The organism is Novosphingobium rhizosphaerae (genome assembly GCF_050920675.1).
Lineage (GTDB): Bacteria > Pseudomonadota > Alphaproteobacteria > Sphingomonadales > Sphingomonadaceae > Novosphingobium > Novosphingobium rhizosphaerae.
Genome location: NZ_CP137861.1, coordinates 3,493,020 through 3,519,198, shown reverse-complemented (window position 1 = coordinate 3,519,198; position 26,179 = coordinate 3,493,020). Strand labels below are relative to the sequence as shown.

The following is a 26,179-nucleotide window of genomic DNA, read 5'->3' as shown; positions in this document are numbered from 1 at the left end:
CCCCCATTTGCGTGCCAGACGCCATGACCGGGCGCGGTCTTCCCGTTCGGGTAGCGGCAGCGGATGAAGCTTTGGAGACAGCCGGTCCCGGGGGAAACCAAGCTGAATGGCCCGCTGCACCGCAGCACGCGCGGCCGCCCGTGCCGATCTGCGGCGATGTGCGCCTGGCGCGGTTTGCCGATCTGCTGGCGACGGATGGGCGCGAGCGGATCGTGCAGGTCTTCGGGCCCACGGGCCTGGGCAAGACCACGCTGCTCGCGAACCACGTCCGCGGACCAGCCGCAGGCGCGGCTTCGTTCCGCTGGTTGACGCTGCGGGCCGGCGATCTGGGCGATGGCGGCGTATTCGAGCGGGCCATCGCGCAGGCCGTGGGTGCCTGTGGCGATTTGCCGACGGCCGATGCCATCGGGCAGGTTCTGGCCGGCCTTAACGGGCGGCCGCTGATCCTGGTGATCGATGCCAACGCGCTGGATGTCGAACCCGTGGGGCAGGCGCTTGGCCAGCTGCTGCTGTGGACGCCGGAACGCTTCAAGGTCTGGCTGGTTTCGCGCCGCCCCTGCGCGGCGCTATTGGCGCAAGTGCGCTCGCCCCATCTGACCCGCTCCCTCGACCCGGCGCAATTCCTGTTCGATCCGGCCGAGGCGGCTGCCTATGCCGCGATGCACCTTGCCGCTCGGCCAGGTACCGGGGTTGCCTCCGGCTGGCCCCTGGCCGAAGCGGTGGCGACGGATATTGACGGGCCCTGTTCGGTCGAGGCCGTGCTCGACCATGCCGGCGGTCTGCTCGAAGCCGCCATGCGCGAAGGAATCTGGCAGGCGCTGAGCGTGGACGCCAAACTGGCGTTGACGCAGACGGCCATGCTCGAATGGGTCGACGAGCGATACCTGGGCCGGCTGCTGGCACCGCGCCTTGCGTTTCCCGTGCTGATGGAACTGGGCCAGCTGGCGCCGCTGATCAGCGTGCGGCGCGGCGTGGACGGCGGGTTTTCCGCCAATGCGCTGCTGCGCGGGTTTGCCCGGCGCGAACTGGACAAGGGCAAGCCGGCAGACCGCGCGCAGGCCTATCGCGAGGCGCTGCACTATCACGTCGAACGGCGCGCGCCCGATGCTGCGATGGCGCTGGTGCGGGACTGCGGCGACCAGGCCCTGGCGCGGCTGGCGTTCGAAGCCTTTACCAGCGGCGAATTGCTCGGCGCATCGGGCTACACGCGGGTGCGGGATACCCTGTCGCAACTCTTGCCCGACTTTGCCGAGCAGCCGCAGGCGGCGCAGTCCGGCCAGGTGACCATAACCCAGGCGGTGATGCTGATGAAGGAGGGGCATTTCCCCGAAGCGCGGCGCCTGCTCGACGCAGCGCGCGAATATGTGACCGAGGAACTGGCCTACCAATCACCGTCGCAATCGCGGGTCTATGCCGATTTCATCATCGCGCAGCACGTGCTGGCGTTCCATTCGCACACCCAATTGACCGAGGCCCAGTTGGCCGAGGGCTTTTTCTGGTCGACCTATACCAACGACCGGATCAATGCCGCCTTCGTCTATGCGCTGCGCAGCCTGCACTATTTCCGCCAAGGCCGCTTTGCCCTGGCGCAGGAACAGATCGAGGCATCGTGCCGCAAATACGAAAGCGCTACGGCGCATTACGGGCTTGGTTCGGCCATGCTGGTCGATGCGATGATTGCCCTGGCGCAAGGCAAGCTGAGCCGGGCGAGCCGCCTGGCGACCGAAGCCGGCGCGATGTTTGCGCGCACCCTGCCCGATGACGTCGGGCTGCGGGCCGTTGGCGAATGCGTGCTGTGCGAGGTGGAGCTGGAGCGCGGCCGAACCGAAGGCCTGTTTGACCGGATCGATGCGGCGCTGCGCGATCTGGAGGCGCACGACGGCTGGCCCGATGCCTTCGTCATCGGCTATCGCGTGGGTGCGCGGGCGGCACTGATGCACAACGACCATGCCCGCGCGCTGGAACTGCTCGATCGCGCGATGCGCCTGATGCGTGGGCGCCGGCTGGGCGATATCGAGCACTTCTGCCGCATCCTGCACGCGGGCGTGGTGGCGGATAGGCGTCAGGGCCGCGATCTGGTGCCGGCGCTGGCCGACACGATCGCCACGAGCCGCGTCGGCTGGCGCGCGCGCGACGAGGCCGCGCTGCTTCAGGCGCAGGACGCGCTGCTGGGCAAGGATGCCGAAGCGCTGCGCGCGGTGGCGGATCGGCTGGAGCGTCAGGCCTTGGACAGCGGGCGCGCGGTGACGACGATCCGCGTTTTCGTGATCCAGGCGCTGGGCCTGTTCGACCAGGACCGCGTCGAAGCGGCAGCCGAGCGCCTTTACGAAGCGATCGTGATGGCCCAACCGGAAGGGATCGTACTGCCGTTTGCAGAGCAGGGCCCGGCGCTGCTGCCGGTGGTCGATGCGATGAAGACAGTGCCGGCCTATCGCGCGGCGGGGCGGGGGGTGCGCAGTTTTTGCGCGGGCGTGGTGCGCACCGTCGCGGCGCATGCTTTCGATGCATCGGGCGGCATCGCCTTCGCACCGCGCGAGCTGTCCGTCTTGCGTGGGATCGCCCTGCGCCATTCCACCAAAGTGATCGCCCGCGACCTTGGCCTCTCGGCGAGCGCGGTCAAGTTCCACCTGGGCAATATCTATCGCAAGCTGGGCGTCAACAAGCGCTCGGCCGCCGTCGCGGAGGCGTTGCGCCGGCGGCTGATCTGACGGGCTTAGGCGGCAGGCGCGATCGGCGCGGGCAGGCCTCGCTCGATCCCCGTGCGCAAAGTTTCGGGCCAGGCGATGGGGCGTTTGCTGTGCAGGTCCATACACACCAGCACGACCTGCGCGCGCAGCCGGGTCACGCCGTTGCCCGCAAATTCGATGGACAGCGCGCAGCTGGTACGGCCCAGCTGCCGGGGCGCGATCGTGATGTCCAGCCGGTCGCCCAGGCTGCTCGGCGCCAAGAATTCGGTTTCCAGCCTGACCGTGGGCACCCCGATATGGTGCTCAAGATGCATCGTCTTGAAATCCACCCCGAGATCCTGCTCGAACCAGTCCTCCACCGCGCAGTTCAGCATCTCGAAGTAGCGCGGATAGAAAACGATGCCGGCAGGATCGACGTCTGCGAAACGGACTTGTGCGCGGGTGGTGAAAGACATGGGTCAGTGTTCCGGACCGGATGAGATGGGACGATGGCGCTCAGGCGCGGACGGCCGCAGGCGCCTGCGCGGCGCGCTGGGCCATGGCATGGCCGGTCACGTAGGGCAATGGCACCGTCTGCGCTTCGTGGCCGGCGGCAACGGCCGCGCGCAGCGTCCAGACCGGATCGAACAGGTGCGTGCGGCCCAGGGCCACGAGATCGGCGCGGCCGGCGGTGAGGATCGAATTGACCTGGTCAGCGTCCGCGATGTTGCCCACCGCAATCGTGGGAATGCGCGCTTCGTTGCGGATCTGGTCGGCAAAGGGCGTCTGGAACATGCGGCCATAGACCGGGCGCGCCTCGGGCGCGGTTTCGCCGGCCGAGACATCGACGATATCGACGCCGGCTTCGCCGAGCAGCCGCGCGATGACGACCGCTTCGGCTGGCGTGACGCCCTCCTCGCCTACCCAGTCGTTGGCGGAGAGGCGCACCGCCAGTGGCTTGTCCGCCGGCCAGGCTGCGCGCACGGCGGCCACGACCTGAAGCGGAAAGCGCATGCGGTTTTCGAGCGAGCCGCCGAATGCGTCGTCGCGCCGGTTCATTACCGGCGTGATGAAGCTGGACAGCAGGCTGCCGTGCCCGGCCTGGAGTTCCAGCATATCGAAACCGGCGCGATGGGCGCGCTCGGTGGCGGCGATGAATTGCTGGACGATGCCGGCCATTTCGCCCTGCGCAAGCGCGCGAGGGACCAAGCCACCCTGGCGCCATGGCAGGGCGCTGGCCGAAACCGTGGTCCAGGGCTCTGCCAGCGGCACGTCGTAGCCGACGCCTTCGCCCGGAACGCGGCAGGCCGCCCGCGCGCCGGAATGGCCGATCTGCGCGCAGGTCTTCGCCGCCGAATGCTGATGCGCGAAGGCATTGATGGCGGCCCAGCGCTCGGTCTGTCCTTCGTGCCACAGGCCGGGGCAAGCCGGCGTGGCGCGGCCTTCAGGGCTCACCGCGAGCAGTTCCGTCACCACCAGGCCCGCGCCGCCCAGGGCCCGCGCACCATAGTGCACGTTGTGGAAGTCCGTGGCATAGCCGTCCGGATCGGCGGAATAGGTCAGCATCGCGGGCACGACCACGCGATTGGGCAGCGTCAGCCCGCGCAGGGCATAGGGCGTGAACATCGGCTGGACGGGGGTGTTGCGCCCTTCGTTACCCGCCCAGAACCAGCGCTCTAGGCCTTCCAGCCAGGTGCGGTCGCGCAGGCGCAGGTTCTCGTGGCTCACGCGTTGCGAGCGGGTCATCAGCGAATAGGCAAACTGGGGCAGGTCGAAGCCGAGGTAGCGGTCGATCGTCTCGAACCATTCGGTCGAATTGCGGGCGGAATTCTGGATCTTGAGCACCTCGACATGGCGCTCCGCCTGGTATTCGGCAAGCGCTGCGGCCAGTTCCTCGCGGCCGATGATCCCGGGCCGATCCAGCACTTGCGCCAGCTTGATCGCGTCTTCCAGCGCCAGCTTCGTGCCCGACCCGATCGAGAAGTGCGCGGTATGCGCGGCATCGCCCAGCAGGACGACATTGTCGAACGACCATTGCCGGCAGATCACGCGGCGGAAGTTGATCCATGCGGCCGACCCGCGCAGATGCGTGGCGTTGGAAATCAGCCGGTGACCGTCGAGATGGCGGGCAAAGATCTTCTCGCACAGCGCGATCGATTCGGCCTGCTCCATCGTGTCGAGGCCCAGGCCCCGCCAGGTTTCCGGCGCGCATTCGACGATGAAGGTGGAATGCGTGGCATCGAAGCGATAGGCGTGCGCCCAGATCCAGCCATGCTCGGTCTGTTCGAAGATGAAGGCAAAGGCATCGAACAGCTTGGTGGTGCCCAGCCACGAGAACGTATTGCGCCGGGTTTCAATGTCGACTTCGAACTTGTCGGCATTGGCGGCGCGGATCATGGAATTGACGCCATCGGCGGCAACGATCAGGTCGAAATCGGCATAGGGCGAAAGGTCGGCATCGAATTGTGCTTCGAAATGCGTCACGACGCCAAGCTGCGCCGCGCGCGCCTGCAGAATCTGGAGTAGGCGCTTGCGGCCGATGCCGATGAAGCCGTGTCCCGAGGATGTTACCGTGCTTCCACCCACGGTGACGTCGATATCGTCCCAGTGGGCAAAGCTGTCGGCAATGGTGGCCGCGCTCACCGGGTCGTTCGCCTGCAGATTGGCCAGTGTCTGATCAGAGAATACCACGCCCCAACCAAACGTGTCTCCAGAGCGATTGCGCTCGAAGACGTGTATCTCGTGCGAGGGGTCGCGCAACTTCATCGAGATCGCGAAATAGATGCCGGCGGGTCCGCCGCCGAGACAAGCGATACGCATGATCACGCCTCCTGGGTAGATCCCAGGCGTACATCGATAAACTTGCATGTGCAAGTTTAATTGATGCTCTGCGCCGGCGTTGCGGCCGATCGCGGCGGCTTCAATTCAAGTTGTCGTGCAGCCTCGCGAGGATGTCCAGCATGCGCGCGAAGTCTGCTGCCGAGAAGCCCTTGATGATCTTGTCGTAGAGCGGCGCAGTCACCTTGCGCGCTGCGGCCAGCACTTCGCGCCCCCGGTCGGTCAGCTCCAGCTCGGTGACGCGACCGTCCTGTTCGCTGGGGGCGGAGACCAAAAGGTCCGCCTTGGCCATGCGCTCGACGATGCGCATGACCGTGGATAGGTTGATCACGGCAGACTTGGCCACCTGGCCGATCGCGAGTGGAGCCTTTTCGCCCAAGATCATCAGCACGCGCCAGGTCGGAATATCGATGCCTACGGTGCGCAGCTCCGCTTCTATGACCACGTTGTAACGGCTGGCCGCGCGATTCAGTAGGTAAAACGGGTAGGCATCGAGACGGAATTTTTCCGATCCGGGATTGCCGAAGGGGCGCAGATCCTCACTCATTCAAAACTCCAAGCGGCAGTCAGCGGTCAAAAACATTTTAGTTGCATATGCAAGTTAATGGGATAGTCTTTGGGGTAATGGTCCGAAAAGGAGCCCGAGTCCATGACTGACGTTCTCGCTGCCTTCACACATGCTATTGCCACAGGCGACATCGCTGTCGTGGACCTGACCCAGACGCTGTCCGAAGACACGCCCTTGCTGGTCTTGCCCGAACCATTCGGCCAGACGGCAGCGTTTTCGCGCACGGAAATATCCCGGTATGACGAACGCGGCGTGGCCTGGCACTGGCACAACTTCACGGTGGGCGAGCATACCGGCACCCACTTCGATGCGCCGGTGCACTGGGTTTCGGGCAAGGATCTGGCCGACAACACGGTGGACAAGGTGCCCGCGCAAAAGCTGGTCGCGCCGGCCGTCGTTCTCGATTTCTCCGCGCAATGTGCGGTCGACGCCGATTTCCTGCTCAAGGCCGAACACATCAAGGCCTGGGAAGCCGAGCACGGCACGATTCCCGCCGGCGGCTGGGTGCTGTTCCGCACCGACTGGTCCAAGCGCGATGCGCAAGGCTACACAAATCGCCGCGAGGACGGCGCCCATACGCCGGGCCCCGACGTCTGCGCGGTGCGCTACCTCGTTGAAGAACGCGATGTGCTGGGCTTCGGCGTCGAGACGATCGGTACCGATGCCGGGCAGGCGCATCTGCTGGACCCGATGTATCCGGCGCATACTCTGTTGCACGGGGCGGGCAAGTACGGCCTGCAGTGCCTGGAAAACCTCGACAAGCTGCCGGCGACCGGCGCGGTGGTGATCGCCGCGCCGCTCAAGATCCGCGACGGGTCGGGCAGCCCGCTCCGCGTGCTCGCGCTGGTTGCGGAGTAACCCGGCATGGCGGAGCGGTCGTTCAAGCGTGAAGTGGTCAAGCTGACGGCGGGCGAAGGCGAAGTCTTCACCGGCGAAGGCATTCTGGCCGTGACCAAGGCCCTGTTGCAGTCGGGCGTCGCCTATGTCGGCGGGTATCAGGGTTCGCCCATCAGCCACCTGATGGATGTCTTCGCCGATGCCAACGACCTGCTGTGTGATCTGGGAGTGCACTTCGAAGCGAGCGCTTCGGAAGCGACGGCGGCGGCCATGCTGGCGGCCTCGGTCAACTATCCGCTGCGCGGGGCGGTGGCGTGGAAGTCCGTCGTGGGCACCAACGTCGCGTCCGACGCGCTGTCCAATGTCGCTTCTGGCGGGGTGACCGGTGGCGCGCTGATCATCGTGGGCGAGGACTATGGCGAGGGCTCCTCGATCATGCAGGAGCGCACCCACGCCTTCGCGATGAAATCGCAGATGTGGCTGATCGATCCCCGGCCCAACCTGCCGAGCATCGTGGATTCGGTGGAACAGGCTTTCCGCCTTTCCGAAGCGTCGAACACGCCCGTCATGCTGCAACTGCGCGTGCGATCGTGCCACATGACCGGCTCGTTCGTGGCCAAGGACAACCGCCGCCCGCCGCTCACCGTGGGTGAGGCGGCCGCGGCGCCGGTGCGCGATACCGACCGGATCGTGCTGCCCCCCGCCAACTTCCTCCACGAGGTGGAGAAGATCGAGCAGCGCTGGCCAGCCGGCGTGGCCTATGTCCGCGACAACCGGCTCAACGAATGGTTCGGGCCGGCACAGAGCGAGGCGGGCATCGGCATCATCGTCCAGGGCGGGCTCTACAACAACCTCAACCGCGCGATGGAACTCCTAGGGCTGGCCGATGCCTATGGCGCCGCGCAGCTGCCGATCTATTGCCTCAACGTCACTTATCCGCTGATCCCCGACGAAGTGGCCGCGTTCTGCGCGGGCAAGCGTACGGTCCTGGTTGTCGAGGAAGGCCAGCCCGAATTCATCGAGCACGAGCTCAACACGCTTGTGCGTCGCGCCGGGCTGGACACCCGTATCCTGGGCAAGGACATGCTGCCGCGCTCGGGCGAATATACCGCCGACGTGATCCGCAAGGGCCTGTCGCGGTTCCTGGCGGATCAGGCACCCGCCTTGGCGCCGGCCCCCGACGCCCTGGATCCGCTGCCGGCGCCCGTTGCCCAGGAAATCCCGCAGCGGCCGGCAGGCTTCTGCACCGGCTGCCCGGAACGGCCGATCTTCACCGCGATGAAGCTGGTGGAGCGCGATCTGGGTCCTACGCACGTTTCGGCCGACATCGGCTGCCACTTGTTCTCGATCCTGCCACCCTTCAACATCGGCAACACGACGATGGGCTATGGTCTGGGCGCGGCGGGGGCTTCGGCATTCAAGCCCAAGGACGGCGAAGGTGGCAAGCGCTCGATCGCCATCATGGGCGACGGCGGGTTCTGGCACAACGGCCTGACGTCCGGCATCGGCAACGCGGTGTTCAACAAGGACGACACCGTCACGATGATCATCGACAACGGCTATTCGGCGGCGACCGGCGGGCAGGACATCCTGTCGTCGCGGGCCGACAATGCCAGTCGCGAGACGCGCAATCCGATTACCAAAGCCGTTCGCGGCGTTGGCGCGAAATGGGTTCGGGAAACGACCCGCACGTATGACCTGGCGCGGATGACGTCCTTGCTGCGCGAGGCGCTGACCACGCCGGAAAAGGGCCCGAAGGTCATCGTCGCCCAGTCGGAATGCATGCTCAACAAGCAGCGCCGCGAAAAGAAGGTCACCGCTGCCGCGCTCAAGGCCGGCAAGCGGGTCGTGCGCGAACGCTTTGGCGTGGATAGCGACACCTGCACCGGGGACCACAGCTGCATCCGCCTTTCGGGTTGCCCGTCGCTGACGATCAAGCCCAACCCTGACCCGCTGCGGCAGGACCCAGTGGCCCATGTGGAGAATTCCTGCGTGGGCTGCGGTCTGTGCGGCGAAGTCAGCCATGCCGCAGTGCTCTGCCCCAGCTTCTACCGCGCGAAGATCGTGGCCAATCCCGGCCGGCTGGAACGGCTCAAGGCCCGGATCGGCGGCGCGATCATCGCCAGCCGGCAGTTGGCCGCCGAACGCGGCCGCGCCGCGCGCGCATTCTGACACGCCATCGCCCAGGCACCCCAAACAAGAGAATGACCATGTCCGTCGCAACACAAGATCGCCTGACCATCGCCGTTCTCGCGTTGGGCGGGCAGGGCGGGGGCGTCCTGGCCGACTGGATCCAGGACGTTGCCCGCGCCGAAGGCTGGCTGGCCCAGGGCACGTCGGTGCCCGGCGTGGCGCAGCGCACGGGATCGACCGTCTATTACGTGGAACTGGCGCGGCCCGATGGCTCGGGCCGCGTGCCCGTTTTCGCGCAGATGCCCATGCCGGGCGACGTGGACGTGGTGATCGCGTCCGAACTTATGGAAGCGGGCCGCGCCTTGCTGCGCGGGTTTTCCACCGCCGCGCGCACCACGCTGATCGGTTCCACCCACCGCATCTATGCCATTGGCGAGAAGCAGGCGATGGGCGATGGGCGCGGCAACAGCGACAAGATCATCGAGGCGGCGCACAAGCGGTCCAGGCGTTTCGTCGGCTTCGACATGGACGCGGCGACCGAACGATCGGGCAGCGTGATCAGCGCGGTGATGTTCGGCGCCCTGGCCGGCAGCGGCGCCCTGCCGTTCCGGGTCGAAACCTTCCGCCAGGCGATCGAGCAAAGCGGCATTGCCGTGCAGAGCAATCTGCGCGGTTTCCAGGACGGGTTCGAGCAGGCGCAGGGGCCCGTTGCCGTGCCCGATGCGCCGGTCCACGCCGCGCCCGAGCCGACGACCGATCGCGGCCGCGTGCTGGCGGCGCGGATCACCCGCACGCTGCCGAATGCCGCGCGGACCAATGCCCTGCACGGGGTGGCCAAGTTGATGGACTATCAGGACGCGGACTACGCTGCGCTTTATCTCGATCGCTTGGAGGCCTGCGCCGCGCTGGACGTGGCGCCCTATGCCGTCACGGCGGAAGCGGCACGCCATCTGGCGCTGTGGATGGCCTACGAGGACACGATCCGGGTGGCCGATCTCAAGATCCGGGGCAGCCGCTTCGCGCGTGTGCGTGGCGAGATCAAGGCCCAGCCCGACCAGGTCGTCTCGATCGTGGAATTCATGCACCCGCGCCTTCAGGAAGTGTGCGAAACCCTGCCCGCAGGCATCGGCCGCCGCATTCTGGCCAGCCAGGGCTTGTCGAAACTGCTGGGCTGGTTCTTCCGCGCAGGCCGTCATGTTGAAACGACAAGCCTGCGCTGGTTCCTGGTGCTGCATATGGTGGCGAGCATGCGTATTCTGCGCCGGCGCTCGCTGCGCTACGCCGAAGAGCAGGCGCGCATCGAGCACTGGCTCGATTTGGTGCGGGCCGAACTGCGGCGAGACGGCGAGGCTGCGCTCGAGCTCGTCAAGTGCCAGCGCCTTATCAAAGGCTATGGTGATACATTCGAACGCGGTCTGGCCAATTACGAGCGCATCGTGACCGAACATGGGCGGGCAGCGCGCAGTGCGGGAGAAATTCGCCGGCTGCGCGACCTGGCACTGTCCGACGACACCTCTACCGCGCTCATGCAAGCGATGGCGCGCTGAGCAACAACGGCGTTCAGTCCGCTTTTCTGTCCCGGTAGAACAGCGCTAAAGCCGCAGCCAGCACTAAGGCCATACAAACGAATTACGGTAGCATCGGGAACAGGCGGCCATTTCGCTGGAGAGCCTGTAAGGGCTATCGACCAACAGTATGGGCGATACCCCTGCCGTTCTCGGCGATCAGCAGTGCAGCAGCAGAATCGAGATGCTTGCCTGCACGCCCGAGTTTCTGGTGTCCCTCACCAGGCACAGGTTCTCGCGGCAGGCGCCATCGTGGATCGCCAGGATGCGCAGCCGACGGGAAGCGCCGAACGTGTCGGCCACGAAGTCCATCGAGCAGGTCTTTGCTGCAAAGTGGCTCGCCACTGGTACCATCATGGCGAAATCCCGCTGGTTTACTGCGAATCGTACTGCCAGCGTCTTGACCAAGGTCGATCCGACTCTTCTTTATAGGCAAGGCGGCTGCGCTTGGCCCGCATAGTTATCGCGATGCTAGCTGTTAGGCGCCCGCCATGGCTTCTAAAGACTGGAGTCAACGGCTTGAAGGAAGCATGGCCAAGTTCTTTCCCACAGAAAATCGCGATCTTGCTCAGGCTGATGGCATGGCAGTCTGAAGGCTGAGGAGAATGCACAAGTTGTTGTGATTTATCGATTATAGACAATCAAGGGGCAGAAATGTGGGGTAAAGCGCGAAAAATTTTCTTTCTTTGCAAAACAATTACTTATACGATTTTTTCGATTCCACCCTCTCCGCCATGTGCCCCCTCCGGCAGCGCGCCGGGCTACCCTAAAATACGATGCAAGACGCGGAAAAATTGCGCCCGGTTGCCAGCAAGTCCGGCACGCAGGCCGTCGAAGATTTCGGTCGGCAGGCTGCCAGGGTAGTGTTCAGTCTTCCGCATGATCGGTGGCCCTGCGCTATGCCATAGCGGGCGACGTAGGCCGCCGGTGATGAAGTTGGTCATGATGGTTTTTCTGACACGAGATTGAGAATCCTGGTGGTCACCCGTGCTGATCTTCGGTGGCGTTTCCCATCGATGGATAATCGATATAGCCAGCATCGCTCCCGCCAAAGAAGCTCGCACGGTCGCCTTGGTTGAGCGGTGCATCTGCCCTGACACGTTCAACGAAATCGGGGTTCGCCAGTACCATGACGCCGTATGATTCGAGGTCTGCAAGGCCTGACGCGATGTCGGCACCGATCGTGTCGCGCGCCCGTCCGGGGCGGTTGAGGATGAAGGTCTGGTGCCACGCTGCTCGCAGTTCGCGCAGTAGGCCATCGGGCACATTATGGGTGATGTGCAGATAGGCGAGACCGAGCTTGTCGAGCTCCGCTACCAGATGGCGATAAAGGTCGGCGCTGTCCGGCCCCTCATCAATGCCCCACATCGCCATTCCGGGTGACAAGCGGATGCCCGTGCGCTCGGCGCCAATCTCGTCTGCCACGGCCGCCGCAACCGCGATGGCGAAGCGAGCGCGGTTCTCGATCGGTCCGCCGTAGCGGTCGGTGCGGGCATTGGCGCTTGGCGCCAAAAACTGATGGATCAGATAGGCATTGGCGCCGTGGATCTCGACCCCGTCAGCTCCTGCTTCGATGGCGCTACGCGCGGCATGCCGAAAATCGGAAATGGTCTGGTCGATGTCGGCCTGCGTCATGGCGCGTGGAACGGGAATATCCAGCATGCCCCTGGCCGCGAACATCGGCGTGCCCGGCGCAATCGGGCTTGGGGCCAGCGCCTGCCGGTGATGCGGCGTGTTGTCAGGATGTGACATCCGGCCGACATGCATGAGCTGGATGAACAGGTGGCTGCCCCCGGCATGCACGGCATTGGCGACTTTGCGCCAACCGGCGACATGGGCGGGCGTGTAGATTCCGGGCGTGGTCAGATAGCCCTGCCCGTCGTCAGACGGTTGCGTACCCTCGCTGATGATCAGGCCCATGCTGGCGCGCTGGCCATAATAGATCGCGGCACTCGCGCCGGGAGTGCCGTCGCCCTGCGCACGGCTGCGGGTCATCGGGGCCATGATGAGACGATTGGAAAGCGCGAGTCGGCCCAGGTGATACGGGGAGAAAAGATCGGTCATGGGAAAACGTCCTTATGCAGAGCGTGTTTCAATTGTTCGGAGAGAGATCGAGCAGCACCCAGAGCCGGGCAATACGACCGTCGATGATTTCTGCGGTATCAGCGCCGATGACTGTTGCGGGATTGCCGGGTGTACCAGCGTGCCAACGGAGCGTTGCCATTCCGTGATGGCCCAGACCCTTGCCTTCCGGCACGAACGCGAAATCCGGGCCGAAGTTGTCGAGGAGCTTTCCGGCGACGTCCGAGATGGCCTGGCGCCCTGCCACGATGGCGTCGGGTTCGTACATGACGGGATCGACTACATAGAGGTCTGCGATGGCCGCGTCGCGTCGCGCTGGATCGCGCTCGTTGAAGATGCGCTCAAGATTGGCGCGAAGCAGAGCGTCATAGTCTGGCTCTGCGGCGGGTTGTGTGGCTGTGGTGTCAGTCATGGCACATTCCTTTTTGGGCGCCCTGGAGGTCAGCCAAACTTGACGAGGTTGAGGGCGGGCAACGGACCACCCGGAAACTGCACGAGGCGGGCGCCGATAGCGAGCGCACCCAGATCGATTCCGGCAAAGCCCAGCCGGTCGATGAGCGCGCCGACTTCTTCCTTGGCTGGTGCATCGTCGCCCGAATAGAACAAGACGCGCCTACCACCTTCGCTGTGCGGGTCGCCGGACAGGAGTTGGGGCTGTAAGTGGTTGAAGGCCTTGACCAGCTTCGCACCGCGCGCCAGCCCCGCCACCACCTCGGATGAGGCGAGCCCGCCCAGGTCGACCGGCTTGAATAGCGGCGCCTCGATGGGATTGTTGGTATCCACCACGATCCGCCCGGCAAAATCGGGCAGGGTTGCGAACAGCTCGGGCAAGCGCGACCAGTTTACCGCGACGAAGACGATGTCTTTCGTGGCAGCCTCGGCGACGGTGCCGCCCGTGATGGCAGGGCCGACTTCGGAAAGGAAATCCTGCAAACTCTCTGGTCCACGGCTGTTGGCGATCGTTGCGGGAATGCCCTTGTTGGCCAGGGCGCGGGCGATGGCACTGCCGATCTGCCCCGCACCGATGATTCCGATGCTCGTCATGCTTTTCATCCTTCGATGTGCGTATTGTGGTTGGGAAGCGCGCGCTCAGGCGAGCTGGCCGCCATCGACGTTGAGCGTGGCGCCCGTGATATAGCTGGCGTCCGGTCCGGCCAGGAACGCGACGGCATTGGCGATGTCTTCCGGCTGGCCATAGCGGCCAAGCGCAGCAAGGCCGCTCAGCATGGCCGCAAAGTCGCCGGTTTCCGGGTTCATGTCGGTATTGATCGCGCCGGGCTGAACCACGTTGACAGTGATGCCACGCGGACCAAGGTCGCGTGCCCAACCACGGCTATAGGCTGCCACTGCGGCCTTCGTGGCAATATAGTCCGCCGCGCCTGCAAAGGGGACGTGAACAGCGCCGGTCGTGCCGATCGAGACGATGCGTCCGCCATCGCTGAGGAGTGGCACCGCCGCCCGAACAGCTGTCGCGACTGCCTTTACATTCACCGCAATCTGACGGTCGAACGCAGCAAGGTCAGCCTCTGCATCATCGACCATTCCGGTGACGAAGACACCTGCAGAATTGATGAGGATGTCGAGCTGGCCAAAAGCGGCATGTGCATCCCGTACGAGCGCAGTGACCTCGGCGGCGACTGCTTGATCCGCGCGGACGGCCGATGCGCGACGACCAAGGGCCTCGAGTTCCTGCACAAGGGCTGCAGCCTGATCCGCCGAAGCGGCATAGCTGAACACCACGTCTGCGCCATCGCGGGCAAGGCGGCGAACAATGGCTGCGCCAATGCCACGGGTGCCGCCGGTGACCAAGGCTACCTTGCCAAGGAGAGGTTGGGAGTTGGTCGTCATCATCTTCACTCCAGTTGTGTTGCTGAAGGGAATATGACCCATGCTAACATCAACGATTAGCCGTATATGGCTTGCATTATCTTCAATTGATGATTGAATATGAGGCTATGGAGACGCTCGCCAATCTGGAATCCTTCGTTCGCAGCGCTGATCATGGCAGCTTTTCCGAAGCGGCCCGCCGCCTCGCGATCACGCCGGCTGCCGTCAGCCGCAATGTCGCCATGCTGGAACGCAATCTGGGCGTCCGTCTCTTCCACCGCTCGACGCGCAGGTTGACGCTGACGGAAGCGGGCGAAGCGTTCCGACAGGCGATTTCAGGAAGCCTGAGCGACATACAGGCGGCGATTGCAGGCGTGGCGAGGGCTGGCGGTGCGCCGTCCGGCGTGCTCAAGGTGAGTATGGCACCGACCTTGGGCACCATGCACATCCTGCCGCTTCTCCCCGGCTTCATCGCGCGCTATCCCGCCATCCGTCCAGAATGGCATTTCGAGAACAGGCAGGTCGACATCATCGCCGAAGGCTACGATGTCGCTATCGGTGGCGGGTTCGAATTGTCCCCGGGCGTCGTGGCGCGCAATCTGGCCCCGGCTCACATTATTGCGGTGGCATCGCCGGCCTATATGGCGGGACGCAGCCTCCCCGCCAACCCGGCTGATTTGGCTCACCTGGACGGTATCGTCATGCGCTCGCTCCAGTCAGGACGGGTACGGCACTGGATCATGCGGGACGCCGCTGGAGAGCAAATTCCAGTGCAACTTAAGGAGGCATTTGTCTTCAATGATCCGGCGGCGATGCGGCAATCCGCGTTGTTGGGCCTGGGCGTTGCGATGCTTGTTGTGGCCGATGTCATCAACGATCTAGAAAGCGGCGCCCTCATTCGACTGGTGCCGAAATGGTACGCCGACGCGGGAGCGATCTCGATCTATTTCGCCTCGCGGACGCTGCTGCCCGGCAAAACCCGCGCGTTCGTTGACTGTGTATCCGAGGCTTTCAAGCTTGGTCGTCTGGCAGAACGGTTTGCGGGCAGTCTGGGATAATGGGCGGGCTTGCGGTTGTTTTGTGTGCCAAGGCTCACTTGGTTGGCGCTAGCCGGCCGGAGGTTGTGCGTCGGAAACTGCCGCCTCGGGGCGCCATTTATGAGTTCACGACCTAGATGCGCGACGAGGGTTGAAGATGGCCACATCGCCAATCGGCCAGCACGGTAATCACCTCGGCATGCCAATCTGGCGCCTGCCCTCCATCAATGCTGCCCGCCAGGAATATGCGCAGCCGATCGCCGGGGGGTGGCAAGGGCGCCGGCGGTGTGACCACCAGCGCCCTTACGTTTTGTTTGCCGGTCATGCTGCGGCCCGGGCGCGGATGTCGTCGAAGGTGTGCCGCACCAGCAACTCGCCATTGCGCCAGACCGGCACCATCAGGTCTTGGCCAGGCAACGTATCGTCGCGCCTTGCGGCAACCATCCTGCCTTCGCGCAGGACAACCGCCTGGCGGCCCGCCTTGCTGGCCTTGCCAGGGTCGGTTGCAGGGTTCTTGAAGACGTCGTGCCACAGGCCTTGTGCATCGCGCATGGCATTGGCCTTCATGGCAAAGCGCAAGGTGTCGCGGTTGACCTTCTGCAGCATTCCGGCCCCCATGCCGAAGGCGATGTTGTCAATGGCAAAGCCTTCTGCGACCACGCGATCGATCAATTGCGCGATGGTGGCGATGGTCATGCCATCGCCCTGGATCATGCGCACATGCGGGTCGAGCACCCGGTAGCCCTTGGCATTGACCCTGCCACCGAAAGCCTCCCACAGCGTCTTCAGCGTGCGCACCGGCGTTTCGACCGGATCGCCGCTGTCGGGACGGATGACCACGGTGCCTTTCCGGCCAAGCACCTTTTCGCGCAACGCGCCGCCCCAGATGCTTTGCAGCGCCGCATCAAGGTCGTAGCTGTCAGAGACGACTGCCACCAGGCGGCCTTCACCCTCAAAAGCATCGAGCATATTGCGGTAGGCCGCTTCCTCGCGCTCGCGGCCCCAGCTGGTCATCGTGCTGTGCTCGGCGGCAGGGATCGAGAAGCCGGCCATGTCCGCCCCGTAGTAGCGGCGCGCGGCGAGCAGAGCTTCCATGGTATCGGTGCCCATGAAGTTGACGAGGTGGGCCATGCCGCCCAGCGCTGCGCTCTCCGCGCTGCTGACGCCGCGTGCACCGAAATCGTGCAGCTTGAACGGCAGCTACCCATCCGGCTCCTCGCTGGTCCTTTCCAGCCCGGCGCGGATGATCTGGCGGCACTGCCAGCTCAGCGTGGCCACGGTGGTGGGGTACCAGATCGCGCGGAGCAGGGCGGTCTCCACGAACGTGGTCAGCCATGGCATGCGTGGATCGGTGTTTTCCACTTGCACCAGGGGCGTACCGGTGGGCACGATGGTGCCTTCGGGCAGCGCGCGAATATCCAGCGGCAGGTAGCCGCCGTGATCGGCCACAATCGCTTCCCAGCCCGCGCGGTTGAACGGCACGCCGTGGCCTGCGCAGATCGCTTCCGCCTCTTCGATGTCGGCTCTCGTCACCGGACGGCCGAGGTAGTCCATCAGGTAGGGTTGCAGCCCCAGGAACAACACGCGGTCGGCAAAGTCGTTAGGCCGCGCCTCGACATAGGCACTGATCGCGCGCGCTTCGGGCGGGTATTGCAGGAAGTGGCTCTGCTTGTAGCTGTCGGTTGCCAGGATGGGATTGGTCATGATGTGAACTCCTCACACGATCAGGCCGGGCGGGACTCCCCCGCACAGGCGTTCAAAGGTCGGCCATTGCCTCGATGATCGCCCAGTGATCCTCGAACAACATGTCCGGGCTGAGGTCTCCGAAACGGTACCAGCGCGCATGGGCGGCATCGTCGCCCCCCTTGACGCTGAACAGCTTGCGCCGCTCGGGCAGGCGGAACAGGAAGGCATGGGTGATGATGCGGCCGCGCAGAGAGCGGGTGGGCGCATCGAACACACGGGTGCGGGCATCCTCGATGAAGCTTGCCAGCATGGCGGGCGGGATCTGCCCCTTGCCATCACTGATCGCGGTCTCTTCGCGCAACTCGCGGATTGCTGCGTCGCGGATGCGCTCGTCCGCCGCGACGAAGCCGCCCGGCAGTGCCAGCAGGCCCTTGCCTGGATGACCGCCGCGCTCGACCAGCAGGATGTGGCCGGACTGGACCACGACCGCATCGGCCGTCACGAAGGGGCCCTTGCCCCACTGCGCAGGGTAGGCTTCCAGATATTCGGCTTCCTCCAGCAGCCCGCGAAACACCTCGCCCAGCATGAATTCTTGCATGAACTGGGCAACGCTGGCCGGGAGGATCGTGGCTGGCACTTCGGGAATACGCTGGAAATAGCGGCGACGGACATGAGAGGAAGAGAACGTGCCGTACTGGCTGTCGATCTGGAGGTTTTCCCATTCGGGAAACAGCTTCAGGTAATAGGAAGAGGCATCCTTGCCGTATCCGGTGAGAGCCACCCGGAAATCGCTGATCCCGTGGTTCTGGAACCCATGATGATTGCCATGGTCCAGGACAATGCCGCGGACCACGCGCTGCACCTGGGCAACCCAGGCGGTGTCGGAATAGAGGTGATCATCGAGCGGAGCGACGATCAGGCGGCCCTCGGCCATTTCATGGCGGAAAGCGCGGCGCAGCATGGCTTCGCGCTCGGCATAGGTGAACGGATTGCGCGGATCACGCGCGACGTTGGCCGAACCGACCAATACGATCAGGTGTTTGACCCGCTCCAGCGCATGGGAAATGACGTGTTCATGGCCCAAATGCAGCGGCTGAAAGCGTCCGATGAAGACGCCGAAATCGATCGTGCTCATGTTCGAGACTCCCTCGAATGGTCAGGCGAGGCGGACTCCCCGGCTCGCGATAGAACTCTAATATCCATTTTGCATATATGTCGTCAACATCTAAGTGTGAGGCATGGCTGAGACTGCTCCCGAACTTTACAATCCTGCCGATTACCCACCAGTGGCGGTGACGGTCGATCTCGTGTTGATGACGGTGGTTGAGGGGCGCTTGTCCGTGCTTGTGCAGCGGCGCGCGCACCCTCCCTTTGCCGGATCCCTGGCGCTCCCGGGCAGCTTCGTCGGCCCAGGCGAGACGCTGGAACAGGCCGCGCGCCGGGTTCTGATGGAGAAAGCCAGCATGGCGGAAGGCTGGCTGGAACAGCTTTACACGTTCGGTGATCCCGACCGCGATCCTCGCATGCGCGTGGTCAGCGTCGCCTACTTTGCCCTGATGCCTGCAGCATGCCTGGCCGATGCTGTTGCCAAGCGAGAAGACCTGCTGCTGGCGCCGGTGGCAGGCTTGCAAGCGCCGCTGGCCTTCGATCACGCTGCCATCATCGAACTGGCGATCGAACGCCTGCGCGGCAAGCTGGACTATGCACCGGTTGCGCTGGCGCTCTTGCCCGAGTTGTTCACCTTGCGTGACTTACAGGAAGTGCACGAAGCGATCATCGGCAAGGCGGTCAACAAACCGGCGTTCCGCCGCCGCTTGCTCGACACGGGATGGATCGAAGGCACCGGTCAGCGCGAGGCGCAGACCGCGTTCCGGCCTGCGGAGTTCTACCGCCGGGCCATGCCGGACTCGTCGCTCTGAACGAACGACAGGTTCCGACGCCTCAACTCACGCGCATGAGCGGCGGCCATAGCGGCGGCTTTGAACCGTGGGCTGCACATGCGAGGCTGTGGATCGACGTGCCTTGGCATCACCAGCAAGCGTCTGTTGTGAACGAGCCTCTGCACACAATCTGCACGAGCGCCTGACCGGAAAAGCACGTCGGTCTTGTCAGGCTCCTCACGCCGCCTGGGCCATGTCGGCGCACATGCGGTGGAGGTTTGTGCGATGCGGCAGGGACGTGCATTCAGTTTTTGCAGAAAGTTGGCTTTGGGCCTTGTGGTTGCCGTGGCTTTCGATGCCTTGCTGAAAGGGTGGCATGCCGGGCCTGGTGCATTCGGCCTGCTCGAACTCGTGCTGCTGGCAGCGGCATTGCTGGCGCGGCCCGCCGTATGGCGCGATGGGCGGGCGCGGGTTTGTTTCGGGCTGGCTGCTCTGATGGCGCTGGCGATGGTGGTGATGCCCAGCGCATTGGCGTGGGGGCTGTTCTGGATCTTTGCCGGCCTTGGCGCCATGGTGCCGGCAGCCGCGCGGTTTGGCGATGCCTGGTGCTGGGCGCAGCGGCTGCTGTTGCATGCCCTGCGTTCGACTGTCGCGCCTGCCATCGATTTGCGGCGCTGGCTCAAGGTGCGCCGCAAAAGTGGCAAAGGCCAGATTCGCGCCGCGCTGCCGCAGTTGGTGTTGCCGGCAGTCGGCAGCCTCGTGATCCTGGGTCTGTTTGCTTCGGCCAACCCGATCATCGCAGCATGGTTGGCGGACATGTCGTCGCTCTCGCCCCGTGCCGACCTGGTGGGTCGTCTCGTCTTTGGTGCGGTATGGTTCACATTTGCCTGGAGCCTGTTGCGCCCACGCATGGCGCTGCGCTTGATCGGCACGTTCGACGGTAGTGGGGATCTGCCGATGCCCGGCGTGACACCGAACTCGGTGCGCCTTTCGCTGATCATCTTCAACGCCTTGTTTGCCCTGCAAAACGCGATGGACCTCGCGTGGCTTTGGGGCCTGGCGGCTTTGCCCGAAGGCATGACGCTGGCAGAATATGCCCATCGCGGAGCCTATCCGCTGATCGTGACGGCGCTGCTGGCCGCCGGGTTCGTGCTGGTGGCCTTGCGCCCCGGCTCGCAAACGGCGGCGATGCCGCTGGTGCGTCGTCTGGTCGTCTTGTGGACAGCGCAGAACGTTCTGCTGGTTGGCAATGCCGCCTTGCGGACGATGGATTACATCGCCGCCTATTCGCTCACGCAAATGCGCATCGCCGCGCTGCTGTGGATGGCGCTGGTGGCGCTCGGGCTGATGCTCGTGCTTTGGCGCATGCTCGCCGGCAAGAGCGCGGCCTGGCTGATCAACGCAAATTCAGCCGCGGCACTGGCCCTGCTGGTGGGCTGCAGCTTCGTCGACCTGGATGCCATTTCGGCACGCTATAACATCGCCCATGCACGCGAACTGGGTGGCGATGGGGCGCCGCTCGATATCTGTTATCTGCAAAGCATGGGCAGTTCGGCGATGGTCGCTGCGGCAGAACTTGAAATGCGCCCCGCGCCCGAACCGATCCACCTGTGGGCCCGCCTGCTGCGCGAGAATGTGCAAGCCCGGGTCAGCGATGATCTGGACCAGGGCAAATGGGCCCTGCTGGATGCCTGGCGCCTTGCGCAAGTGCGCAGCATATTGCGCAAGGCGGCGCTGGCCCCGCAGACCCATGATGTGCTTGATTGTCGCACGCGCGATGTTCACGCGCTGCGCCTTGCCCTGGGGCTGGAGCTGCCGACCGACGCATCGGTCGCATTGACCGGAGAGGCCAGACCATGACAGATCGGCGCATGAACGATCCGCATGGCAACCCGCACAAGGTGCTCCTTGTCGATGATGATCCGCATATCCGGCAGTTGCTGGCCTTTGCCTTTGCCAAGGCCGGCATGGTGACGACCGAGGCTATCGACGGCGAAGACGCTCTTGCCAATCTGGCCGGCGCGGGGGCCGATCTGGTGGTGCTGGATATCAATATGCCGCGCATGGACGGGCTGGAAGTCTGCCGCCGCCTGCGCGCCATGGGATGCGCGGTGCCGATCCTGTTCCTTTCTTCGCGTGACGAGGAAATCGACCGCATCCTGGGGATCGAGCTGGGGGCCGATGACTATGTGGTCAAGCCGTTCTCGCCCCGCGAGGTGGTGGCGCGCGCGGGCGCCATCCTGCGGCGCAGCGCCGCCGCCAGCCCTGCTACGCGCCAAGTCCATGACCTGTCGCATGGATTGCTCCAACTCGACACGGGCGGCTGGCAGGCATTCTGGAATGGGCAGGAAGTGGTGCTGACGGTCAGCGAATTTTCGCTGTTGCTGGCGCTGGCGGCGGCACCTGCCCGCATCCTCTCGCGCGAGGCGCTGATCGATCGGCTGCACGGCCCAGGCTTTGCCGTGACCGACCGCACGATTGACAGCCACATCCGCAACCTGCGTCGCAAATTCGCCGAACGGGGCGGGCATGACGTGATCGAAACCCGCACGGGCATCGGGTATCGGCTGGGTGCCTGCGCGGGATGAAGCGCTTTGCCGCAGCGTTGTGGCCGGTGATGCGGCTGCGGACTATCATGTTCGCGCTGCTTTTGCTGGTGGCGGCGCTGCCGGGTGTCGCGGCGATCGGGCTGCGGGTCTATGAAAACGCGCTGGTCCGCCGCACCGAGGCCGAGCTGATCGCGCAAGGATCAGCCCTGGCCGCCAGCGCGGCCTTGGGTTTTCGTGCAGGTGGGGCGCCAGCGCGCGCGGGCGCATCGGCCGATCCGTCCGATCTCGATGATCGGGCCATCTCCACCAGCATCGATCTGCGCTCCAGCCCCGTGCTGGGCGAGCGGCCCGACGCTGTGCCAACGCCGCTGCGCCCCGATCCTGCCGCCGTTGCGATGGCCAAGGCGTGGGCGCCGGTTGTGGACCAGACCAAACAGGCGACGCTGGCCTCGATCCTGCTGCTCGACAGTCAAGGTATTGTGCTCAATGGCCGCGATGCAGGGCGCTCCCTGGCCGCGCTGCCAGAGGTTCGGGCGGCTCTTGCTGGCCGGCCGATCACCACGTTGCGGCACAACGGCTCCTACATGCATCCTTATCCGCTGGAATGGATCAGCCGCGCCACCGATATTCGCCTGCACCATGCGCGCCCGATCATCGCGGGCGGCCGCGTGGTTGGGGTGGTGCTTGCATCACGCTCGCCACGCGCGCTGTTTCGCGGCATGTACGAAGACAGGGGCAAGATCGCGGCAGGCACCGCGGCCATCTTCCTGTTCCTGGTAATGATGACTGCACTGCTCGGCCGCACGATCGTCCGCCCGATCGAGGCTCTGAGCCTGGCCACCCGCGCTCTGGCCGAAGGTCGCAAGGCCGATCCCCCCCAACCAACGCTGCGCGTGCATGAGATCGACAGCCTGATCCGCGATTTTGCCACCATGGCCAGCGCGATCGAGGCGCGATCGCATTATTTGCGCGACTTTGCCGCCGCGCTAGCGCACGAATTCAAGACACCGCTTGCCGGCCTGACCGGCGGCATCGAACTTCTACAGGACCATGGCGCGACCATGTCGGTCGAGGAACGCGCACTGTTCCTGGCCAATATGGCGGAAGACACTCAAAGGCTCAGCCGCCTGATTTCGCGCCTGCTCGATCTGGCCAAGGCCGACATGCAGCGGCCCGGGGATGCGGCCTGCGATCTGCGGGATGTGGTAGTTCGCCTTGCCGATGGCCTTGGCAGCCCAGACTTCCGCGTGATTTTCAACGAGAGCGATGTGACAGCACCGGTTGCGATGGACGGGGCGGCACTGGAAACGGTGCTCATGATCCTGTTCGACAATGCCAAGGCGGCCGGGGCCAGCGAAGTCAGCCTCGGAGGCAAACGCATTGCGGGATCGCTGGAACTGATCATAGCCGACAACGGCAGCGGCATCGCCCCATCAGACCGCGCGCGCATTTTCGAACCCTTCTTCACCAGCAAACGCGCGCAAGGTGGCACGGGCCTTGGCCTGCCCATCGCCCGCGCGTTGGTCACAGGGCACGGCGGGCAGCTTGAATTGGTGGACTGCCCGCAAGGGGCCAAATTCCGTTTGGCCCTCGGCTTTTCTCGCGGAGAGTCCAGAACGACCACTTTGGTCGGCATTTGACTTGTTGGGGCACCGTTGCTTCGAGTTGGTTCAAGGTGCAGGGACCAACGATGCCAAAGGGCGAGTTTTGATCAGGTCAAGCCGTCAGGCATTTGGCACTCGAACGCCCGCTTGTCTCGAAAGCGGCCATACATGCGGTCGCCCCGCAAATTGGATCGCACGCGGCAAGAGCCTCCATTGTCATATAAGAACCTTTGTTCTACTTAGGCTTCGCGCGCCATTGAGCAAACATCGAAGAGGGCATGCATTGTGAAGAGGATTCTGCTGGGCTCGTTGATGGCCTTGGCGACGGGGGCGCTCCTTCCTGCTGCGCATGCCGAGGAATTGCCGGTCATCCGAAATCGCCAGCTGCTTGTGGATGGCAAGCCATACCTCGCGCTTGGTGGCGAATTGCACAATTCCAGCGCCTCCAACTCCGAATATATGCAGCCGGTGTGGGACAAATTAAAAGCGATGCACGTCCGCACTGTGGTCAGCACGGTGAGTTGGGAAGACTTCGAACCGCAGGAAGGTCGTTTTGATTATACTCTGATCGATGCCCAGATTGCGCGGGCCCGTCAGCACGATATGCGGCTGGTGCTGATTTGGTTCGGAGCGTTCAAGAATGCCAGTTCGACCTATGCGCCGACTTGGGTGCGCGCCAATCCTGCCCGTTTCCCCCGTGCCGTGGCAAAAGGCCAGTTTGCAGAAGCGTTTACCTATCCGGGCGCCATGCCCAAGCCTGTTTTGTCGGTCTTTTCGCCCGAACTGCTGAATGCTGATCGGCGCGCTTTTGCTGCCTTTATGAAGCATCTGGCACAGGCCGATCCTGATCATCGCGTCATCATGGTGCAGGTCAACAACGAAACCGGCATGTTGCATGATAGCCGGGACCGTTCATCACTAGCGAATGCCGCTTGGGGGCAGCAGGTACCCGCGTCCCTGCTCCAATATCTGAACGCGCACTGGCAGGCTTTGCGCCCCGAACTGGCAGATTTGTGGGCGCGTCAGGGGCGCCGCGGCAGTGGAACCTGGGCGCAGGTCTTCGGCACGGACTGGCAGGCTGAAGAAGTGTTTATGGCGTGGCATTTCGCCCGCTATATGGAGGCGCTGGCCGCAGAGGGCAAAAAGGCCCTACCTCTACCCATGTATGTCAATGGTTGGCTGGGGCCGCAGGATGGGCAGCCAGTGGCTGGGCAATATCCCAGCGGCGGACCTGCCAAGCGGGTGCTGGACGTATGGAAGGCGGCAGCCCCTTCGCTCGACATGCTTTCGCCAGACATCTACGTACCCGATGCCAAGGTGCCGCTGGCCGATTATGATCACGCGGGTAAGCCACTCTTTGTGCCCGAGGCGCAATTCCGCACCGGCAATCTGTTCTGGGCCTTGGGCCAGCATGGCGCGCTCGGCTATTCCATCTTTGGCATCGAGGACGGCAAGCCGGACGGTCAGTTGGCGCAGGCCTATGCAATGCTGGCCAATATGGATGACGTGATCACGCGGGCACAGGCGCAGAAGCGCATTGCCGGAATTCTGATCGACGACGGGAAACTGACCGAAATTCATCTGGGCGGTTATACAATCACGGTGCGTGAGACGCAGGTGTTGCTCAAGCAAATGTTGCTCGATGCTGGCCTTCAGGCCCCGCCTGTGCCTGCGCCATTGCCCAGCGAAACCGAGCATGGTCAGCCAGCGCCAGGGGATGGTCGCCCGTTTGGCCTTGTCATTGATGAGGGCAACGGCAGCTTTCTGGTAATGGGTCGTGGGTTCACGGTTGATTTTGCTGACAGGGCAGGCCTCGTCGAAATCGACCGGGTCGAGGAAGGGCGCTTCACCGAAGATGGCTGGAAGGCAGGGCGAGTCATCAATGGAGACGAACGCCTGACCATTATTCCTATGGACCGCATCGGTCTGGTCCGGATCCGCCTGTTGCGAAAGGCAGATTGAATTTCGGGTTGTCAGTCAACGTCTGACTTTTGCAAACCAGCGCAACGGACGCAGATGGCGCGCCCCGACCCACCCATGCTGTTCCGATGCGGCACGAGGACATCGGCTTACGCCAATCCTTGCCATTCCGCGCGCGTTGCCTGGTCGATCGCTGCCGCTTTCAGAGGTCGGGCTCATCGCTCGCATCCCGCCCCTTTCAAACGGCAAATCATTCATCTGCCAATCACGAGACGATCTTACCTTGGTTTCAGCGCGCACAAAGCGTCGCCTGAAGCAGGAGGGCAAGCGTATCACAGCCGGAAATACCGACAGATCATCGCTTCAATTTCACGCACTGAGCGTATCGAATGGGCGTGAAAATGGACAATTCGCCGTCATCCGCTCCGTTGCCGCAGTCTGGTTAGCGCCTGATCCAGCGCGGACAGAAAGCGTGAGCGATCGGTCTTGCTGAAAGGGGCAGGTCCACCAACCTGCTCACCGCCGGCGCGCAGATCGGACATGATCGCCCGCATGGCGATGGCGCTGCCGATCGAGGCGCTGGTAAATGGGGTGCCGTTCGGTGCGATCACCGCGGCCCCCAATTTCAGGCAGCGGTCGGCCAGCAGGATGTCTGCGGTGATCACAACCGTACCGGCGACGGTGTTCTCGACGATCCAGTCGTCGGCCGCGTCGAACGCGTCGCTCACGACCTTGCGCGATATCAGCGGATCGCGTGGCACGCGGATCGGGCTGTTGCTGACCACAACCACCGGTACGTTGTAGCGGAATGCAACCTTGTAGGTTTCCTCTTTCACCGGGCAGGCGTCGGCATCGATCAGAATCTGCATCATGCCGTGCCATAGCGCCACCGTGCTTGAATGGCGACGGCGCTTGCCTTCAACTCCCCAACCATCGCATGCCGATGTTGCGCCAAGCCGCGGTTGAAGCTGCTGAGCTCTGCTGGGC

The 26,179-nt window shown here is 64.1% G+C and carries 22 protein-coding genes and 1 pseudogene; 10 read left to right on the top strand and 13 right to left on the bottom strand.

What is annotated here, in order from left to right; genetic code table 11:
- The first annotated feature begins 140 nt into the window (after positions 1-140).
- Positions 141-2,708 (top strand): LuxR C-terminal-related transcriptional regulator, encoded by a 2,568-nt coding sequence (locus tag R9J51_RS15965; RefSeq protein ID WP_179505051.1) that lies wholly within the window; start codon positions 141-143, stop codon positions 2,706-2,708.
- 5 nt (positions 2,709-2,713) lie between these two features.
- On the opposite strand, the gene R9J51_RS15960 is transcribed toward R9J51_RS15965, so the two are convergent.
- From R9J51_RS15960 to R9J51_RS15950, 3 genes are all read right to left on the bottom strand, one after another.
- Positions 2,714-3,142 carry an acyl-CoA thioesterase gene (locus R9J51_RS15960; protein WP_179505050.1) on the bottom strand — a complete coding sequence of 143 codons (429 nt, stop codon included), beginning with the start codon at positions 3,140-3,142 and terminating at the stop codon, positions 2,714-2,716.
- A 40-nt stretch (positions 3,143-3,182) separates the two neighbouring features.
- Positions 3,183-5,486 carry a bifunctional salicylyl-CoA 5-hydroxylase/oxidoreductase gene (locus tag R9J51_RS15955; RefSeq protein ID WP_179505049.1) on the bottom strand — a complete coding sequence of 768 codons (2,304 nt, stop codon included), beginning with the start codon at positions 5,484-5,486 and terminating at the stop codon, positions 3,183-3,185.
- Positions 5,487-5,586: 100 nt separating this feature from the next.
- Positions 5,587-6,051: a MarR family winged helix-turn-helix transcriptional regulator gene (locus tag R9J51_RS15950; RefSeq protein WP_168555315.1), complete on the bottom strand. Its 465-nt coding sequence runs from the start codon at positions 6,049-6,051 to the stop codon at positions 5,587-5,589.
- A gap of 102 nt (positions 6,052-6,153) precedes the next feature.
- Here R9J51_RS15950 and R9J51_RS15945 point away from each other — a divergent pair, with 102 nt between their 5' ends.
- The 3 genes from R9J51_RS15945 to R9J51_RS15935 are packed head-to-tail and all read left to right on the top strand — an operon-like array spanning position 6,154 to position 10,589.
- Complete coding sequence (locus R9J51_RS15945) at positions 6,154-6,930, top strand: cyclase family protein (RefSeq protein WP_179505048.1); 777 nt, start codon at positions 6,154-6,156, stop codon at positions 6,928-6,930.
- Between the two features lie 6 nt (positions 6,931-6,936).
- Positions 6,937-9,081 (top strand): indolepyruvate ferredoxin oxidoreductase subunit alpha, encoded by a 2,145-nt coding sequence (locus R9J51_RS15940; RefSeq protein ID WP_179505047.1) that lies wholly within the window; start codon positions 6,937-6,939, stop codon positions 9,079-9,081.
- Positions 9,082-9,119: 38 nt separating this feature from the next.
- On the top strand, positions 9,120-10,589 hold the full coding sequence (locus R9J51_RS15935; RefSeq protein WP_179505046.1) for an indolepyruvate oxidoreductase subunit beta family protein: 1,470 nt from the start codon (positions 9,120-9,122) through the stop codon (positions 10,587-10,589).
- Positions 10,590-10,793: 204 nt separating this feature from the next.
- Here the strand turns inward: R9J51_RS15935 and R9J51_RS15930 are convergent.
- The 6 genes and pseudogenes from R9J51_RS15930 to R9J51_RS15905 form a co-directional block, all read right to left on the bottom strand.
- Positions 10,794-10,922, bottom strand: a pseudogene (locus R9J51_RS15930) (IS3 family transposase); the annotation flags it as partial.
- Positions 10,923-11,368: 446 nt separating this feature from the next.
- A complete protein-coding gene (locus R9J51_RS15925; RefSeq protein WP_432787577.1) occupies positions 11,369-11,551 on the bottom strand; it encodes a hypothetical protein in 183 nt (60 codons plus the stop codon).
- Positions 11,552-11,588: 37 nt separating this feature from the next.
- On the bottom strand, positions 11,589-12,671 hold the full coding sequence (locus R9J51_RS15920) for an alkene reductase (protein WP_179505044.1): 1,083 nt from the start codon (positions 12,669-12,671) through the stop codon (positions 11,589-11,591).
- Positions 12,672-12,699: 28 nt separating this feature from the next.
- Complete coding sequence (locus R9J51_RS15915) at positions 12,700-13,101, bottom strand: nuclear transport factor 2 family protein (RefSeq protein ID WP_168555308.1); 402 nt, start codon at positions 13,099-13,101, stop codon at positions 12,700-12,702.
- A 29-nt stretch (positions 13,102-13,130) separates the two neighbouring features.
- A complete protein-coding gene (locus R9J51_RS15910) occupies positions 13,131-13,733 on the bottom strand; it encodes an NAD(P)-binding domain-containing protein (RefSeq protein WP_179505043.1) in 603 nt (200 codons plus the stop codon).
- A gap of 45 nt (positions 13,734-13,778) precedes the next feature.
- Positions 13,779-14,540 carry an SDR family oxidoreductase gene (locus tag R9J51_RS15905; protein WP_432787576.1) on the bottom strand — a complete coding sequence of 254 codons (762 nt, stop codon included), beginning with the start codon at positions 14,538-14,540 and terminating at the stop codon, positions 13,779-13,781.
- A 104-nt stretch (positions 14,541-14,644) separates the two neighbouring features.
- On the opposite strand from R9J51_RS15905, the gene R9J51_RS15900 reads away from it, so the two are divergent.
- Positions 14,645-15,574, top strand: coding sequence for a LysR family transcriptional regulator (locus R9J51_RS15900; protein WP_179505042.1), 930 nt, complete (start codon positions 14,645-14,647; stop codon positions 15,572-15,574).
- Positions 15,575-15,874: 300 nt separating this feature from the next.
- Here R9J51_RS15900 and R9J51_RS15895 read toward each other — a convergent pair whose 3' ends face one another.
- From R9J51_RS15895 to R9J51_RS15885, 3 genes are read right to left on the bottom strand one after another with little or no spacing between them, the layout of a single operon-like run.
- A complete protein-coding gene (locus R9J51_RS15895) occupies positions 15,875-16,741 on the bottom strand; it encodes a hypothetical protein (protein WP_432788003.1) in 867 nt (288 codons plus the stop codon).
- A 12-nt stretch (positions 16,742-16,753) separates the two neighbouring features.
- Entirely contained in the window at positions 16,754-17,257 is a 504-nt protein-coding gene (locus tag R9J51_RS15890; RefSeq protein ID WP_218843495.1) for a nicotinamide phosphoribosyltransferase domain-containing protein, read from the bottom strand.
- A gap of 52 nt (positions 17,258-17,309) precedes the next feature.
- Positions 17,310-18,374, bottom strand: coding sequence for a bifunctional nicotinamide-nucleotide adenylyltransferase/Nudix hydroxylase (locus tag R9J51_RS15885; protein ID WP_179505041.1), 1,065 nt, complete (start codon positions 18,372-18,374; stop codon positions 17,310-17,312).
- Between the two features lie 157 nt (positions 18,375-18,531).
- On the opposite strand from R9J51_RS15885, the gene R9J51_RS15880 reads away from it, so the two are divergent.
- The 5 genes from R9J51_RS15880 (at position 18,532) to R9J51_RS15860 (ending at position 25,234) form a co-directional block, all read left to right on the top strand.
- Positions 18,532-19,158 carry an NUDIX hydrolase gene (locus tag R9J51_RS15880; RefSeq protein WP_432787575.1) on the top strand — a complete coding sequence of 209 codons (627 nt, stop codon included), beginning with the start codon at positions 18,532-18,534 and terminating at the stop codon, positions 19,156-19,158.
- Between the two features lie 297 nt (positions 19,159-19,455).
- A complete protein-coding gene (locus R9J51_RS15875) occupies positions 19,456-20,979 on the top strand; it encodes a DUF4153 domain-containing protein (RefSeq protein WP_432788002.1) in 1,524 nt (507 codons plus the stop codon).
- Complete coding sequence (locus R9J51_RS15870) at positions 20,976-21,707, top strand: response regulator transcription factor (RefSeq protein ID WP_432787574.1); 732 nt, start codon at positions 20,976-20,978, stop codon at positions 21,705-21,707. The genes R9J51_RS15875 and R9J51_RS15870 overlap by 4 nt, the downstream gene beginning before the upstream one ends.
- On the top strand, positions 21,704-23,308 hold the full coding sequence (locus R9J51_RS15865; RefSeq protein WP_179505037.1) for a sensor histidine kinase: 1,605 nt from the start codon (positions 21,704-21,706) through the stop codon (positions 23,306-23,308). Before R9J51_RS15870 ends, R9J51_RS15865 begins: the two co-directional genes overlap by 4 nt.
- Before the next feature lie 249 nt (positions 23,309-23,557).
- Positions 23,558-25,234, top strand: a complete 1,677-nt coding sequence (locus R9J51_RS15860; protein ID WP_432787572.1) for a DUF5597 domain-containing protein — start codon at positions 23,558-23,560, stop codon at positions 25,232-25,234.
- Positions 25,235-25,608: 374 nt separating this feature from the next.
- Here R9J51_RS15860 and R9J51_RS15855 read toward each other — a convergent pair whose 3' ends face one another.
- Positions 25,609-26,061 (bottom strand): YaiI/YqxD family protein, encoded by a 453-nt coding sequence (locus R9J51_RS15855; protein WP_179506517.1) that lies wholly within the window; start codon positions 26,059-26,061, stop codon positions 25,609-25,611.
- Positions 26,062-26,179 lie beyond the last annotated feature (118 nt).